At 69.2% G+C, this 14,937-nt stretch carries 13 protein-coding genes; 11 read left to right on the plus strand and 2 right to left on the minus strand.

The window, feature by feature from the left end:
• Nucleotides 1-309: 309 nt before the first annotated feature.
• The 5 genes from Q664_RS24610 to Q664_RS24630 all read left to right on the plus strand — a co-directional run bounded on the left by Q664_RS24610 (nucleotide 310) and on the right by Q664_RS24630 (nucleotide 6,283).
• Complete coding sequence (locus Q664_RS24610; protein ID WP_043400495.1) at nucleotides 310-2,016, plus strand: HEAT repeat domain-containing protein; 1,707 nt, start codon at nucleotides 310-312, stop codon at nucleotides 2,014-2,016.
• Between the two features lie 51 nt (nucleotides 2,017-2,067).
• Complete coding sequence (locus tag Q664_RS24615; RefSeq protein WP_043400496.1) at nucleotides 2,068-3,030, plus strand: ParA family protein; 963 nt, start codon at nucleotides 2,068-2,070, stop codon at nucleotides 3,028-3,030.
• A gap of 41 nt (nucleotides 3,031-3,071) precedes the next feature.
• Nucleotides 3,072-4,121, plus strand: coding sequence for an extensin-like protein (locus Q664_RS24620; RefSeq protein ID WP_043400499.1), 1,050 nt, complete (start codon nucleotides 3,072-3,074; stop codon nucleotides 4,119-4,121).
• A 210-nt stretch (nucleotides 4,122-4,331) separates the two neighbouring features.
• Nucleotides 4,332-5,528: a hypothetical protein gene (locus tag Q664_RS24625; protein WP_043400503.1), complete on the plus strand. Its 1,197-nt coding sequence runs from the start codon at nucleotides 4,332-4,334 to the stop codon at nucleotides 5,526-5,528.
• A complete protein-coding gene (locus Q664_RS24630; protein ID WP_043400506.1) occupies nucleotides 5,528-6,283 on the plus strand; it encodes a ferritin-like domain-containing protein in 756 nt (251 codons plus the stop codon). Before Q664_RS24625 ends, Q664_RS24630 begins: the two co-directional genes overlap by 1 nt.
• Nucleotides 6,284-6,334: 51 nt before the next feature.
• Here the strand turns inward: Q664_RS24630 and Q664_RS24635 are convergent, their stop codons facing one another.
• Nucleotides 6,335-6,913, minus strand: coding sequence for a DUF924 family protein (locus tag Q664_RS24635; RefSeq protein ID WP_043400509.1), 579 nt, complete (start codon nucleotides 6,911-6,913; stop codon nucleotides 6,335-6,337).
• A gap of 75 nt (nucleotides 6,914-6,988) precedes the next feature.
• Between Q664_RS24635 and Q664_RS24640 the strand changes: the two genes are divergently transcribed.
• From Q664_RS24640 to Q664_RS24665, 6 genes are all read left to right on the plus strand, one after another.
• The gene (locus Q664_RS24640) at nucleotides 6,989-7,510 is read left to right on the plus strand and encodes a TspO/MBR family protein (protein WP_084610344.1); all 522 of its coding nucleotides are present in this window, start codon (nucleotides 6,989-6,991) and stop codon (nucleotides 7,508-7,510) included.
• A gap of 36 nt (nucleotides 7,511-7,546) precedes the next feature.
• Nucleotides 7,547-8,458 (plus strand): ABC transporter ATP-binding protein, encoded by a 912-nt coding sequence (locus Q664_RS24645; RefSeq protein ID WP_043400542.1) that lies wholly within the window; start codon nucleotides 7,547-7,549, stop codon nucleotides 8,456-8,458.
• Between the two features lie 13 nt (nucleotides 8,459-8,471).
• Complete coding sequence (locus Q664_RS24650; RefSeq protein ID WP_043400511.1) at nucleotides 8,472-12,041, plus strand: ABC transporter permease/M1 family aminopeptidase; 3,570 nt, start codon at nucleotides 8,472-8,474, stop codon at nucleotides 12,039-12,041.
• 3 nt (nucleotides 12,042-12,044) lie between these two features.
• Nucleotides 12,045-12,965 (plus strand): MBL fold metallo-hydrolase, encoded by a 921-nt coding sequence (locus Q664_RS24655; RefSeq protein WP_084610340.1) that lies wholly within the window; start codon nucleotides 12,045-12,047, stop codon nucleotides 12,963-12,965.
• 234 nt (nucleotides 12,966-13,199) lie between these two features.
• A complete protein-coding gene (locus Q664_RS24660) occupies nucleotides 13,200-13,523 on the plus strand; it encodes a restriction endonuclease (RefSeq protein WP_160174490.1) in 324 nt (107 codons plus the stop codon).
• Nucleotides 13,520-14,074 carry a hypothetical protein gene (locus tag Q664_RS24665; RefSeq protein ID WP_043400518.1) on the plus strand — a complete coding sequence of 185 codons (555 nt, stop codon included), beginning with the start codon at nucleotides 13,520-13,522 and terminating at the stop codon, nucleotides 14,072-14,074. Before Q664_RS24660 ends, Q664_RS24665 begins: the two co-directional genes overlap by 4 nt.
• A gap of 4 nt (nucleotides 14,075-14,078) precedes the next feature.
• On the opposite strand, the gene Q664_RS24670 is transcribed toward Q664_RS24665, so the two are convergent.
• Entirely contained in the window at nucleotides 14,079-14,885 is an 807-nt protein-coding gene (locus Q664_RS24670) for a M50 family metallopeptidase (protein ID WP_043400522.1), read from the minus strand.
• Nucleotides 14,886-14,937 lie beyond the last annotated feature (52 nt).

Below are 14,937 nucleotides of genomic sequence, written 5' to 3' on the forward strand. Positions count from 1 at the left end.
CTTCCGATCGCGGACCCCCTTGGCGACGACCCTCACCCCCCGCCCTCTCCCAGAGGGAGAGGGAGCATGCGGAACCCTCGGACGCACCCCTCCCTGATCGCGCGGAGGCCCGACAAATCGGCCCCGGCGCGATTGTCAACTCCCGAGGTGGGTCGGGACGGAAAAGTCCCAACCATTTCAGGGGTTTACCTCGCATGACGGTCTGACATATGGTGGCGCGCTCCCGGGTGTCCCCGGGTACCGGAGTCCCCGCGTTCCCAGGTGCGGCGGGCTCCTGGCGTGCCCCGGTGAGGGAGGGCTGTTCAGGCCGTGAGCGACGAGCGTCCGGACGCGCTGCTCAAGAGCGCACTCGAAAAGATCGTCTACTTCGAGGCGCGTGCCGAGCAGCTCAACCACGAGCTGACGTCCACTCGCGAGGAGATGGCGCACCTGCGGCGCGAGCTGACCCAGGCCGAGGAGCGCGAGCTGGCGCTGCGCCGGGAGGTGGCCGGGCTGGAGGTCCGCCTGGGCCGCATGGCCTCCGAGCGCGAGGAGCTCACCCGCCTCAACCAGGCCCTGCGCACCGAGCGCAGCCAGCTGCTCGGCAAGCTGCTGGAGGCCAGCCGCATCCGCACCTCGGACGGGCGCGATCGCGAGGAGGACGACGACGGCGGCCTGGGCATCGACCTGGCCTCGTTCATCTCCCAGCTGCGCAGCGAGGCGCTCGAGCGTCCGGCCGTGACCGCGTCCGCGCCGTCCGCCCCCGCCTACCCGTGGCCCTCCCAGCCCGAGCCGCCGCCGCAGCGCCCGCAAGAGGTGGAGCAGCCCGCGCTCGCGGTGGTGGCGGCGTCCGCGGCGGGAGTCTCCCCGGTGATGCAGCACGCGCAGCGCCTCTTCCTGGAGGGGCGGCTGGCGGTGAGCCCCGGGCAGATGGCGGAGCTCTCGGGCGGCGGCGACGAGACCCTCTTCGGCTTCTCCGTGCGCGAGCTGTCGGCGCCGGACGCCACCTCGCGCGTGCGCGCCGCCGAGCGCCTCAAGGCCCTGGGCCAGCCGGCCGCCGCGCCCGCCCTGGCCACGGCGCTGCACGCGGAGAAGGACCCCACCGTCCAGGTGGCCCTGCTGGCCGCCTTCGCCGAGGTGGGCAAGGAGGAGGGCGTCCTCGTGGTGTCGCCCCTGCTGGCCTCCTCCGTTCCCGAGGTGCGCATCGCCGCCCTCAAGGCGCTGCTGAGCATCGCGCCCCAGGAGGCCGCGCCGCACCTCGCCCAGGCCGTGAAGGACCCGGACCGCTCCGTGCGCCGGCGCGCCTCGCTGCTGGCGCTGGGCCTGGAAGGGGAGGGCGCGCGCCGTCTCGGCGAGGAGGCCATCCACGATCCGGACCCCGAGGTGCGCAGCCTCGCCGCCCTGGCGCTCGGGGCCGGCAGCGGGGAGGACGCCCGCATGCTGCTGCTCGAGGCCCTCAAGGACGACGAGGTGCGCGTGCGCCGCTCCGTCGCGCAGAGCCTCTCGCGCATCCTCGGCCAGGACGTCTCCGCCGTGGTGGACATGGACGAGGGCCGGCGCCGCCGGGAGATCCGCCGCCTCGCCACGCTTCCCGTCCAGCCCGTGCGCGCCTCGCTCCTCCCGAAGCCGGCTCCCCGCGCCGCCGCGCCCGTGGCCGCTCCCGCTCCCGCTGCCCCGGCGGCCGTCCAGGCTCCCGCGCGTCCCAGCCCCGCTCCGTCCACGGCCCACCGTGCCGCGGTGCCGGCCGCCGCTTCACCGGCCCGGGGCGTGGCCCAGCAGGCCGTGCGGACCGCCGCGGCTCCCACGGCCCCGCAGGCCCAGCCCGTGTCACGTCCCGCCGCGCGCCAGCCCGTGTCCCCGGTGGAGGCCCTGTGTGGGCCGCTGATGTCGGAGATTCGCGCGGCCATCCGGGGCCGCTCGCTCGGTGAGCTGGCCACCGGCATCTCCGCTCCCCCCGAGCTGGCCGAGGAGGCGCTTACCCTCCTGGTGGCCAGGGGGGCGATCATCCGGCGGGGTCACAAATACTTCGCCGCTTGAGGCAAGGTAGGGGCCGCCCGGTTCGACGAAGGGTTCTCTGAAGGGTCTTCCATGGATGCGCCGACGTACAGCTCCAAGCAGGTGGCCGAGATGCTCGGCTTGCCACCGAAGTCCATCGCCTCGGCGCTGAAGCAGGACAGCTACACGGGCGCCGAGGTGTGGGCCCTGCGCGCGCAGCTGGGCGCGTTCCCGCCGTCGCTTGGCCGCCGCAAGCAGCTCTTCCTCAACTTCAAGGGCGGCACGGGCAAGACGTCCCTGTCCACCTCCTACGCCTGGCGCCTGGCGGAGCTGGGCTACAACGTCCTCATCGTCGACCTCGACAGCCAGGGCCACGCCACCAAGTGCCTGGGCTTCGAGGGCGAGGACTTCGACAAGACGCTCCTCAACGTCCTGGTGCGCAAGTCGCCCATGTCGGAGGTCATCCAGAAGTCCTCCCTGCCCAACCTGCACTTCGTCCCCTCCAACCTCACCATGTCCACGGTGGACCTGGCGCTGATGCCCATGGCGGGACGCGAGTTCAAGCTGCGCAACGCCCTGAAGGAAGTCGAGGCGCAGTACGACATCATCGTCTTCGACGCGCCGCCCTCCTTCGGCCTGCTCAACCTCAACGCGCTCATGGCGGCCAACGACTTGTTCGTCCCGGTGCTGGCCGACTTCCTCTCCTTCCACGGCCTCAAGCTGCTCTTCGAGACGGTGCAGAGCCTGGAGGAGGACCTCAACCACGTGCTGGACCACGTCTTCATCGTGGTCAACTCCTTCAATGCCACCTTCAAGCTGGCCAAGGAGGCGCTGGAGGCGCTGCAGACGCACTACCCGGAGTACCTGCTGCCCACCATCATCCGGCAGTGCACCAAGTTCGCCCAGGCCTCCAGCGAGGGCCGGCCCGTCTTCGTGGCGGACCCGGGCTCCAAGGGGGCCACGGACATTGAGGCCCTCATCCAGAATGTGCTTCCGCGCTTGCGGGCGGGCTCGGCACCCGGTACCGATGATAGCGGTGCGCAGCGGGCCGGTTGACGTATAACCCCCCTCCTCTCCCGCTTCTCAGGCTCGCGTCCATGAAGAAGGCCTTCGAACAGAACGTGTCCCGCGCCAAGCCGCGCCTCCGTCTGGGTGCATTCACCGGCGTCGTCGATCCCGCCGCGCCCGAGGAGCCACAGGAGCAGCCCCCTCAGGCCCTGGCCCAGGAGCCCGAGCCCCAGGCCCCGGCTCCCGAGCCGGAGCCGGCCCCCGAGCCTCCTACGTCCGCCGCCCACGACCTGTCCGCCGAGGTGCGCGCCCGTGTCGAGCGCGCCCGCGCGCCGCGTCCCACCGCCGCCGAGGTGATTGACGCCGCCCTGCGCGCCCCCTCCGTCCAGGCCCCGCCGGAGGTGCCCGCCGCCCCGGTGGCCCGCGTCGAGGCGCCCGAGCACGAGGTGGAGGTGCAGACGCCCGCCTCGCCCAAGGAGGACCTGGACAACCAGGCCCGCCGCGAGCGGCTGAAGGAGCGCCTCAAGGCGGTGCGCGAGAACCCGCGTCCCGAGCCCCTGCCGGCCAGCGTGGCCGAGGCGGGCATGCGTGCGGTGGAGCGCATCTCGGCGCTCCAGTCCGAGCTCACCAAGGTGAAGGCGCTCAACCTCACGCTCACCCAGGAGCTGGAGGTGTCGCGGCGCCAGGCGGAGAAGGCCACCGAGGAGGCCCGCCTGCGCATGGACGAGGCGCGCCGGCTCGCCACCGACATGGAGGGCCGGGTGAAGCTGCTCGGTGACCTCGAGCGCGAGCTGGCCGCGCTGGAGGGCGAGCGCGACGAGGCCCTGCTGTCGCTGCAAGAGGCCCGTCAGGCCATGCAGGCCCAGGCCCAGGAGCGCTCCACCCTGGAGGCCGCCGTCGCCGAGGCCAAGCGCGCCCTGGCCGACAGCCTCTCCGAGGAGGAGCGGCTCGCCGGAGAGCTGGAGTCCGCCAAGGACGATGCCGCCGCGCTCCGCCGCACCGTGGACACGCTCCAGGGCGAGCGCGATGTGCTGGCCCAGCAGGTGGCCTCGCTCACCGCCGAGCGCGCCGAGCTGCTCGAGGCCCGCAAGGCACTCGAGGCCGTGCACCGCGCCCTGAGCCAGGCGGTTTCCCGCTAGTCCCCGGGTACATATCTTCCTCGCGGAGCCGAAGCCCGGAGGTCCTCGTGACCTCGCGGGCTTTCTCGCGTCTGGAGCCTTGGAGAGCAGGCGGAGAGCCAGAGTGGGTTGCCGCACCCGGGAGGGCGTCGGAGCTTTACCGGCGAACCCGGGGGGTGGTGTGCGCCGAGCGCTCCACGGTTCTCCCCGAGATACTCAAAGGAGTGCCACGTGGCTCTAGACCTCTTCAAGGAGAAGGGTGTCCCCCTGGATCGCCAGCGGTTCACCTGGAAGGACCTCACACGGCGGACCTACAGCAAGCTGGATGATGATGCCTTCACCCGGGTGCGCGTCATCCTGATGAATGGCATCGAATCGGAGGCCCTCCGCTTCAGTCATGCCTGTGCGCGAATGAACCGGGAGCTGCGCGAGCCCCTGGCCATCATCCGCCGCGTGGAGCACCACCAGCAGACGCTCGTCAACTGGATGAACCCGGCGGACCAGTCTCCGCTGGAGACCACGGTCGGCTTCGAACAGGTGGCCATCGAGGTGACGGCGAGCGTGGCCCAGCACGAGCCGGACCCGTACCTGGCCCAGGCGTACCGCTTCGGCATGCTCGAGGACTTCGATCACCTGTACCGCTACTCGGCGCTGTACGACCGATTGGAGGGCAAGGACCCCAACTACCTGGTGCAGAGCTATTCGGACATCATCCCCGGGCGGCCCACCTCCATCGAGCACCGTCATCCGCTGGACGACATCCGCCGGCCCTATGACGCGCGTACCGCCGCGCCGCTCACCAAGATTCACGCGCTCACCATCACCGCGGCCGAGCACCAGACCCACGACTTCTACATGACCATCGGGCCCATGTTCACCGACCCGGTGGCGCGCCAGCTCTACGCGGAGATCGCCTCCATCGAGGAGCAGCACGTCACGCAATACGAGTCGCTGATGGATCCGAGCGAGTCGTGGCTGGAGAAGTGGCTGCTGCACGAGGCGGTCGAGGTCTACAACTACTACAGCTGCCTGCGCTACGAGTCGAACCCGCGCATCAAGGAAGTGTGGCAGCGGTTCGTGGACTACGAGCTGGGGCACCTGCACTACGTGATGGAGCTCTTCCAGCGGCTGGAGGGGCGCGACCCGGCCGAGGTGCTGCCCAGGGAGCTGCCGGAGCCCATCCGCTTCGACAGCCACCGCGAGTTCGTGCGCAAGGTGCTGCGCGACGAGGTGCACCTGAGCGCCAAGGGCACCGACTTCGTGCCGCGCACCGAGGAGGCCGAGCGCACGCGGCTCTACCGCGAGCAGCTCAACTCGGAGGGCTCGCCGTCGGAGACGGCCGCCGCGGGCTACCACTGGCGTCCGGGCACCGAGCTGTCGGACGAGGCCGAGCGCATCAGCACCCTGTCCGAGGGGAGGATGCAGTAATGGAACGCAAGGCGAGTGAGATGGGGATGAACCGGACGGGCATCTCGGTGCATCCGGTGCACGGCAAGAAGGCCATCGAGGGCGCCGAGAAGGCGGCTCCGAGCAGCCCGGGGGATGCCTCGGCCATCGCGAAGGAGCGCCAGTCGTTCGCGCGCGAGGCGTCCGGGCTGGGCACGGTGCCGCCTCCCAACCTGAAGGGGATGGCCAAGGCGGCCATGGACCTGCTGAAGGGTGGCCGGTCCACGGTCCTCATGGACAAGCTGGGCCAGCGCGCCGGCTTCGAGCGCACCGGGGTGCGCATCTACGAGGCGGCCCTGTCCAAGCTGGACGTGTTCGGCACGTGGGAGGGCGGGCCCTCGCGGGAGCAGCTGGAGAAGATCCGCCTGGATGAGCTGTCGCACTTCGCGCTCGTCAAGCGCACCATCGAGAAGCTGGGGGGAGACCCCACGGCGGTCACGCCCGCCGCGAACCTGCAGGCCAACCTGTCCGAGGGCGTGCCGAAGATGCTGGTGGACCCGCGCGTCAACCTGCTGCAGTCGCTGGAGGGGCTGCTGACGGCCGAGCTCGTGGACAACGCGAGCTGGGAGCTGCTCATCGAGCTGGCGCGCGAGCTGGGGCACACGGAGATCGCCGAGGACTTCCAGAGGGCGCTGGACGTGGAACAGGAGCACCTGGCGCTGGTGCGAGCCTGGATCGCGGCCGGAACGAAGCTGGAGGCGAGGGTCGGCGAGGAAGCCGCGGGAGCCCCGGCATAGCAGACACTCCCTCTCCCTCTGGGAGAGGGTTGGGGTGAGGGTCTTCCCTCGCTAGAACGACGAGCCCGGCTCCTGGAGGAAGGCCACTTCCTCCGGAGTCGACTCGCGGCCCAGCCAGGTGTTGCGGTGGGGGAAGCGCCCGAAGCGCGCGATGATGTCGTGGTGGCGCCGGGCGTAGTCCAGCACGCCGGCACCGGTGGGGTGCTGCGGCACGAGCGCCTCGAAGAGGGACACGGCGAGGCGCTGGTCGTGGATCTCCTCGCTGTGCTCGAAGGGCAGGTAGAAGAACCATCGCCACACAGGGGGCAGGGGCACGTCGAGGCCGCGGGCGAGCGCGTGACGCGCCACCTCGCGGGCCTGGGCGTCGGTGGCGAAGGCGCGGGCCGAGTCGCGGAAGAGGTTGCGCGGGAATTGATCCAACAGGAGCACCAGGGCCAGGGCGCCGCGAGGCTCGTCGCGCCATGCCTGGAGCTCGCCCGCGGCGGCCTTCTCGTGGGTGGCGAGGAAGCGGCGGGCGCACTCGGCGTCGAAGCTGGAATCCTGCTCGAACCAACGTCCGCGAGGTTGCGTGTAGCCCGGCTCGCTCGGTTGGCCGAACCAGAAGGAGAGGATGTCGTCCACGCTGGCCATGGTTGCCTCCTGGGGTTGCCTTTCTAGCACCCGCCGCTCAGCTTCCCACGAAGAGTGCCCATGGAGGTGGTGACGATGTTGGAGCAACACAATCCGGACAACCCGGCCCTGCGCAACCCGTCCTTGAGGAAGGAATCGTTCGTTGCCCTGGGAACCATCGGGGCGCTCACCGCCGGCACGGCCTTGCTCGGAGGCCGCGTCTCGAACAGCGGGCAGCTCTGGTACAAGCGGCTGCGCAAGCCCGGCTTCACGCCTCCTTCCTGGGTGTTCGGGCCGGCGTGGACGGCGCTGTACGGGCTGATGTCACTCTCGGCGTGGCGGGTGTGGAACCGGCCGGCGGGCCCCCGCCGCTCGTGGGCGCTCGCGCTGTGGGGCCTGCAGCTCGGCTTCAACGCCCTCTGGTCTCCGCTCTTCTTCGGCAAACATCGCCAGCGCGAGGCACTCGCGGACATCGCCGCACTCGGAGTGAGCCTCGCGGCGTATACCGCAGTGACGCGCAAGGTGGACACGGGCGCGGCGTGGATGATGGTGCCGTACCTGGCGTGGGTAGGCTTCGCCGGCGCGCTCAACGAGGAGATCGTCCGCCTCAACCCATGACGTGACATGATGCCCTCCTCTTCTCTCGGAGGGCTCATGGAGCTCCGCATCCAGAACCTGTCCAAGCGCTACTCCAACGGGACCCAGGCGCTCCAGGACGTCACGCTCACCATCAAGCCTGGCATGTTCGGGCTGCTCGGGCCCAACGGCGCGGGCAAGTCCACGCTGATGCGCACCCTGGCCACCCTGCAGGAGGCCGACAGCGGCAGCGCTTCGCTCGGTGACATCGACGTGCTGAAGGACAAGGACGCGGTGCGCCGGGTGCTCGGCTACCTGCCGCAGGACTTCGGCCTCTACCCGAAGGTGACGGCCGAGGAGCTCCTCACCCACCTCGCCACGCTCAAGGGCATCTCCAACGCGCGTGAGCGCAAGCAGGTGGTGGACGCGCTGTTGCAGCAGACGAACCTCCACCACGCCCGGCGCAAGCAGCTCGGCGGTTTCTCCGGTGGCATGCGTCAGCGCTTCGGCATCGCCCAGGCGCTGCTCGGCAACCCCAAGCTGCTCATCGTGGACGAGCCCACCGCGGGCCTCGACCCGGAAGAGCGCGTGCGCTTCCACAACCTGCTGAGTGAAATCGGGCAGGACGTCATCGTCATCCTCTCCACGCACATCGTCTCGGACGTGCGCGACCTGTGCCCGCAGATGGCCGTGCTCAACGCGGGCAAGGTGCTGCTCACCGGCGCGCCCGAGGACATCATCGCCCGGCTGGAGGGCCGCATCTGGAAGAAGTTCGTGGAGAAGGCGGAGCTGCCGAAGCTTCAGGCCGAGCTGCCCGTCATCTCCCACCGGCTGCTGATGGGGCGCACGCTCGTGCACGTCTACAGCGCCGCGGCTCCGGACGCGTCCTTCGTGCCGGCCGTGCCGGACCTCGAGGACGCCTACTTCGCCACCATCAAGGGACACCTCGCGCAGGAGCCGGCCGCCGGCGTCCAGGCCATCGCGGGCTGAGGAGCCACCCACCATGCTCTCCATCGCGCTCTTCGAGCTGCGCCAGCGGCTCAAGCTGCTGTCCACCTGGGTCTACTTCGGCGTCTTCTTCCTGCTCGCCTGCCTGGCGATGAACGCGGCGGGAGGCGCCTTCAAGAGCATCATGGTGGGCAGCACTGGCGGAAAGGTGTTCGCCAACTCGCCCTACACGCTGAGCAATCTGCTCTCCCTGCTCGGCTTCTCCGGCGTCATCGTCACCGGCGGGGTGATGGGCCAGGCCGTCTACCAGGACTTCGCCCACGGCACGCACACGCTCTTCTTCACCGCTCCCATCTCGCGCGTCCGCTACCTGCTGGGCCGCTTCCTGGGGGGCTTCCTCACGCTCGTCATCATCTTCTCGAGCATCGGCCTGGGGGCCCGCTTCGGCGCCTCCATGCCCTGGCTGGAGCAGAGCCTCATCGGTCCCACCGTGCCGGGCTCGTACCTGCGGCCCTACCTCGTCAGCATCCTGCCCAACCTCTTCTTCACCGGCGCGCTCTTCTTCGGAATGGCCGCGCTCACCCGCCGCATCCTCCCCGTCTATGTCGCCAGCGTGGTGCTGCTCGTGGGCTACCTCATGGGCAGCAGCCTGTTGGGCGGGCTCGACACGAAGTGGATCGCCGCGCTGGTGGATCCGTTCGGCATGCACGCGACGCGGCTGGTGACGGAGTACTGGACGCCCGCGGAGAAGAACACCGTCCTCGTTCCGCTCGAGGGCTGGTTCCTCTTCAACCGCCTCATCTGGGTGGGCCTGGGCGCCGCCATGCTCGGCTACACGCTCCTGCGCTTCCAGCGCACCCACGCGTTGGCGGGCGGCCGCGTGGAGGTCCCCGCCGAGACCGAGGCGAGCCGGGCGCCGCTCACGGTGCCCTCCGTCACGCGGGACTTCCGGGACGGCACCTTCCTGCGGATGCTCCCGCGCCTGGCGTGGCTGGACCTGAAGGAGACGGTGAAGAACGTCTACTTCCTGGTGATGGTGCTGGCCGGCATCATCATGGTGTTCGGAGCCTCGCGCACGCTCGGCTTCATGTTCGGCACCCCGGTCTACCCGGTGACGTACCTGGTGCTGGACCTGGTGGGCGGCGGCTTCGGCCTCTTCCACGTCATCATCATCACCTTCTATTCGGGCGAGCTCATCTGGCGCGAGCGCGACGCGCGCATGAACCAGCTCTCCGACGCGCTCCCCGTGCCCGGGTGGCTGCCCTTCCTCTCCAAGCTGCTGGCGCTGATGGGCGTGCAGGTGCTGCTCAACGCGATGCTGCTCGTCTGCGGCGTGCTGGTGCAGCTCTTCAACGGCTATACCCACCTGGAGCTCGGCCTCTACGTCACGGAGCTCTTCGGCTACCGGCTGGTGGATTTGTGGCTGCTGTGCATGCTCGCGGTGCTCATCCACGTGCTGGTGGACAACAAGTACCTGGGCCACTTCGCGATGGTGCTCTACCTGCTGTCGAGCACCTTCGCCTCGGAGATGGGCTTCGAGCACGGCCTGTACAACTACGGCGGCGCGCCCAATCCCACGTACTCGGACATGAATGGCTACGGGCCGTTCGTGGGGCAGATGGTGTGGTTCCGCGTGTACTGGGCGCTGGTGGCGGTGGCGCTGGTCTTCGTCTCGCACTTGTTCTGGGTGCGGGGCACGGAGGTCCAGGCCCGGTGGCGGACGAAGCTGGCCGGCGCGCGGGCCTCGTTGCCGGTGCGGGTGGGCCTGGCGCTGTCCGTGGTGGGCGCCGTGGCCGTGGGTGCCTTCATCTTCCACAACACCAACCGCCTCAACATCTTCCGGACGGAGCACGAGGCGCAGGCGGAGTTCGCCGACTACGAGAAGAAGTACAAGCCGCTGGCGAAGGTGGCGCAGCCGCGCATCGTCTCGGCGAAGGTGCAGGTGGACCTCTTCCCCGAGGAGCCGCGCATGCGGGCCCGGGGCACCTTCGGGCTCGTCAACAAGACGGCCGAGCCGGTGAAGACGGTGTACGTCAACCTGCCCGAGGACATGAAGGTGTACCGGCTGGCGGTGGCGGGCGCCGGGTCCGCGTCCGAGAAGGACACGCGGCTGGGCTTCCACACGTACACCCTGCCCACGCCGCTGGAGCCGGGAGCCTCGGCCGAGCTCCAATTCGAGCTGGGCCTGGAGCCGCGCGGCTTCCGCAACAAGGGCGCGCAGACGGCGCTCGTGGAGAACGGCACCTTCCTCCACAGCACGCTGTTGCCGCGGCTGGGCTACGTGGCTGACTTCGAGCTCGAGGACGACGAGGCGCGCAAGAAGCATGGGCTCGAGCCCAAGGAGCGCATGGCGGACGTGAACGACCTGGAGGCCCGGCGCAACACGTACATCACCTCGGACTCGGATTGGATCACCTTCGAGGCCACGGTGAGCACCTCGCCGGACCAGATCGCCATGGCGCCCGGTTACCTCCAGCGCGAGTGGACGGAGAACGGGCGGCGCTACTTCCACTACACGATGGACAGCCCCATCCTGAACTTCTACTCGTTCCTCTCCGCGCGCTACGCGGTGAAGCGCGACACGTGGAACGGCGTGGCCATCGAGGTGCTCCACCACCCGTCCCACACGTACAACATCGACCGGATGATCCAGGGGGTGAAGGACTCGCTGGAGTACTACACGAAGAACTTCGGGCCCTATCAGCACCGGCAGGTGCGCATCCTCGAGTTCCCCCGGTACGGCACCTTCGCCCAGGCCTTTCCCAACACGATTCCGTACTCGGAGGGCATCGGCTTCATCGCGAAGGTGGACGTGGATGATCCGAAGGACGTGGACTACCCCTACTACGTGACGGCCCACGAGGTGGCGCACCAGTGGTGGGCCCACCAGGTCATCGGCGGCAACGTGCAGGGCTCCACGCTGATGTCCGAGACGCTGTCGCAGTACTCGGCGCTGATGGTGATGAAGAAGAAGTACGGCGAGGCGCGCATGGGCCGCTTCCTGCGCTACGAGCTGGATGGCTACCTGCGCGGGCGCGCCTTCGAGCGCAAGAAGGAGACGCCGCTGCTGCTCGTGGAGGGCCAGCAGTACGTGCACTACAACAAGGGCAGCCTGGTGATGTACGCGCTGCAGGACTACATCGGCGAGGACAACCTCAACCGGGCCCTGGCGGCGTACCGCGAGAAGGTGGCCTTCCAGCAGCCGCCGTTCACGAACTCGCCGGAGCTGCTCGCCGAACTGCGCGCGGTGACGCCCGAGCACCTGCAGTACGTGCTGCATGACTTCTTCGAGCGCATCACGCTGTACGAGAACCGGGCGCTCAAGGCGACGTACACCGAGGTGGCGGGCGGGAAGTTCGAGGTGAAGGTCACGGCGAAGGCGCGCAAGGTGGAGGCGAACGGCACGGGCACCGAGTCGGAGCTGAAGCTGGCGGACTGGGTGGACGTGGGGGTGCTGGACGAGGACGGCAAGCCGCTCTACCTGGAGAAGGTGCAGGTGACGAAGGCGGACGTGGAGTTCACCGCGCTGGTGGACCAGCGTCCGGCGAAGGCGGGGTTGGATCCACTCAACAAGCTCATCGACCGCAAGCCGGACGACAACACGGTGGCGGTGGAGAAGCTCTGAGCCATGAAGAAACCAGTGCGCCGGATCTGGAAGGTATTGCTTGGGGTAGTGGCGGTGATGGTTCTGTTCCTGGCCATCGCGCTCACCGCGGTCCCCGTCCCCGAGCGCACTGACTTCGGCCCATCCCTCTCGGAGCTGCGAGCGCTCGCCACGTCGACGGGCGAGCCATTGCCCACGGAGTTCCGCCGCATCGTGGTGGGCGAGGGCACCATGCCGGAGCTCGCCCTGGTGGCGGGGCGGTTCCTCGGGACACGTGTGGCCGTGTACCAGTCGCACCAGGTTCTCTACGGCGATGGGCGGACGGTCATCGTCGACGCTGGGAGTGACGCGGAGACGCTGGAGCGCAACATGCCCGGCTCCCGCCTCCAGGCGGACAACCAAGCCCGGCTCCAGGAGGCGATGCGCCGTGCGGACGCCATCGTCCTCACGCACGAGCACTTCGACCACAGCGCGGGCATCGCGCACTCACCGTACCTCGATGAGGTGGCTCCCCGGGCGATGCTGACGGAGGCGCAGCTCCACGGGCGGGAGCCCGAGCGAGCCGGCTTCACCGCGGAGGTGGTGGGCCAGTTGAAGCCACTGCGCTACGAGCGGATGCACCTGCTGCGGCCGGGCGTGGTGCTCGTCCGGGCGCCGGGCCACACGCCGGGGACGCAACTGGTCTACGTGCGGCTGGCGGACGGCCGGGAGTTCCTCCTGGTGGGAGACATCGCGTGGCACCAGGACAACATCCTGCTGCCGCGCATGCACCCGAGGCTGGTGAACTGGCTGCTCGGCGAGGACGGCGAGGCGATGGCGAACCAGCTCCGCTACCTCCATGAGCTGCGGCGGACCACGCCAGAGCTGAACCTCGTGGTGGCGCACGACGCGGCGCAGATGGCCGGGCTCATTCAACGCGGGCTGGTCCAGGACGGGCTGCGGTAGGACTCCCCGCGTCCTGTGTCCGGCCTCTGCCCTGACACGTGCGAGCGGGTGACCGGACAGGTAGATAAGCCAACTTGACGTGACGGGTTCTCACGGCGGATACTGCCGTGCGCGTCACGTGCACGGCGGGTGCGTGGGCAATGAATGGCGAGTGCGTTGGATCACCACGCGTGTCAGAGGGGCTCGTTAGCCTTTGAGCAGGATCGGGCGGGGTTGGGGGTCGGGAGGTGGGGCATGGAAGTGGGGGAGGCCTCGTGTCTGGTCGAGTGCAAGCACTGGCAGGAACCCGTCGACTTCAGCCCGATCGCGAAATTCAAGGTCCGGGTGGATCGGCGGCCGCCGGCCGCTCTGGGTTTGATGTTCAGCGTGAAGGGGTTCACGGAGCCCGCCCTGCGGGAAGCCTACGCGCAACCCTTGCGCAATGTCCTGCTGTGGCATGGCAGGGATGTGTCTCTGGCTTTGAGAGGCGGCATGCGTGCGGCTCTCGGGGCCAAATGGCGAAAGGCCGTGGAGGAAGCCCAGGTGGATTACGAGCTCAAGGCGGAGGACCTTCGATGATTCCGTGTCTCGTCGTGCGAGGAGAGGCGAATGCCCTGGTGCTTCGCAGGCTGCTCGAACCAGAGTTCGGGCACGCGCTCCAGGTGCTGGGAACGGACTTCTTCTCGGAGAGTGTCTCCCTGGCGCGGTCCGTCCTCAGCAATCGCAAGGCCATCGTGGCGCTGGTCGCGGGGACTCGCTCGGCCGAGCTCCAGAAGATTCGCGAGCTGCACCGCTTCCTCGTCTATGCGTTGGTCCAGATTGAATGTCCGGACTTGTGGAAGGTGGTCCTGGTGGTGCCGGACACGGAGGTGATGCTCTTCCAGAATCGGGGCGTGCTGTGTCAGGTGCTCGGGCGGGAGCCGACGGGAGTGGAATGGAATAGAGGCCAGACCGAGCCTCTCCAGGTTCTGGAGGAGGTCTTCGGGCTCAAGGAGATACGCCTCGACAAGGAACTATGCCGTCGCCTGGAGTCCGTGGACGTGAGCTGTCTGGCCGAGCACCCCGTCGTTCAACAGGTGCGGCGGTTCTTCCGGGACCACCGTGAGGGCCGCTCCACCTTGACCCTCTGAGCCGTCAGCGCATGGACAGCCGTTCCGACATCATGGGGCCGCGGGAGGCCGCCAGCCGCCGGCGCCGGACGATGGAGCGCAGTCCCAGCCACATGGCCGCGAGCGACACCCCCATCCACACCGCGGCCCAGAAGGGCGCGGGCAGGTAGGTGAGCTGCGCCATGGCGTGCGCGTCGGAGACACCCACCTCCAGGCCGTAGCCGAACAGGCCCTTGATGTCCTGCAGCGCCAGGAGGCACGAGAGGGCGGCGATCCACACGACGAGCCCGCGCCTCATCCACACCGGCCCCTTCCACGCCACCAGTCCCAGCAGGGCGCCCATGCCGGCGATGAAACCGAGCGTGAAGAGACCGTCCGATTGCGACGAGCCGGTGGCGAGCGCGTGGGCGGCCCCCGGGTCCGGCGGCAGCAGCGGCACCCACAGCACGGCCACGCCCACCATCCAGACCACCAGTCCCCACAGCAGCGCACGTCCACTGCGCATGCGCCCGGCGGCCACCAGCAGCAGCGCCCCGGCCAGGGAGGAGCCCACGTAACCGCCCGAGGCGATGAGCAGCTCCCTCCAGAGCGAGCCGGTGAGCGAGTGGTAGGTGAGACCGCCCGTGGCCGGGCTGATGGTGACGCTGCTCACGTGGGAGCCCACGGCCCAGGCCGCCAGGGCGTGTCCGCTCTCGTGCATGAGCGTGACGAGGAGCCGGAAGGGGTACAGCCACACCGTCTGCCAGAGGAAGAGGCTGGCCGCGGCGGCGAGCACCAGGCACGCCAGCAGCGCACGGGTGGACATCGGCGGCGGCTCGGGGACGGGACGCATACCCCTTGGACGCTAACACGGAGGTTTTCGTTCCGCTGCTAGAGTGCCGGGC

This window comes from Archangium violaceum Cb vi76, from assembly GCF_000733295.1.
Lineage (GTDB): Bacteria > Myxococcota > Myxococcia > Myxococcales > Myxococcaceae > Archangium > Archangium violaceum.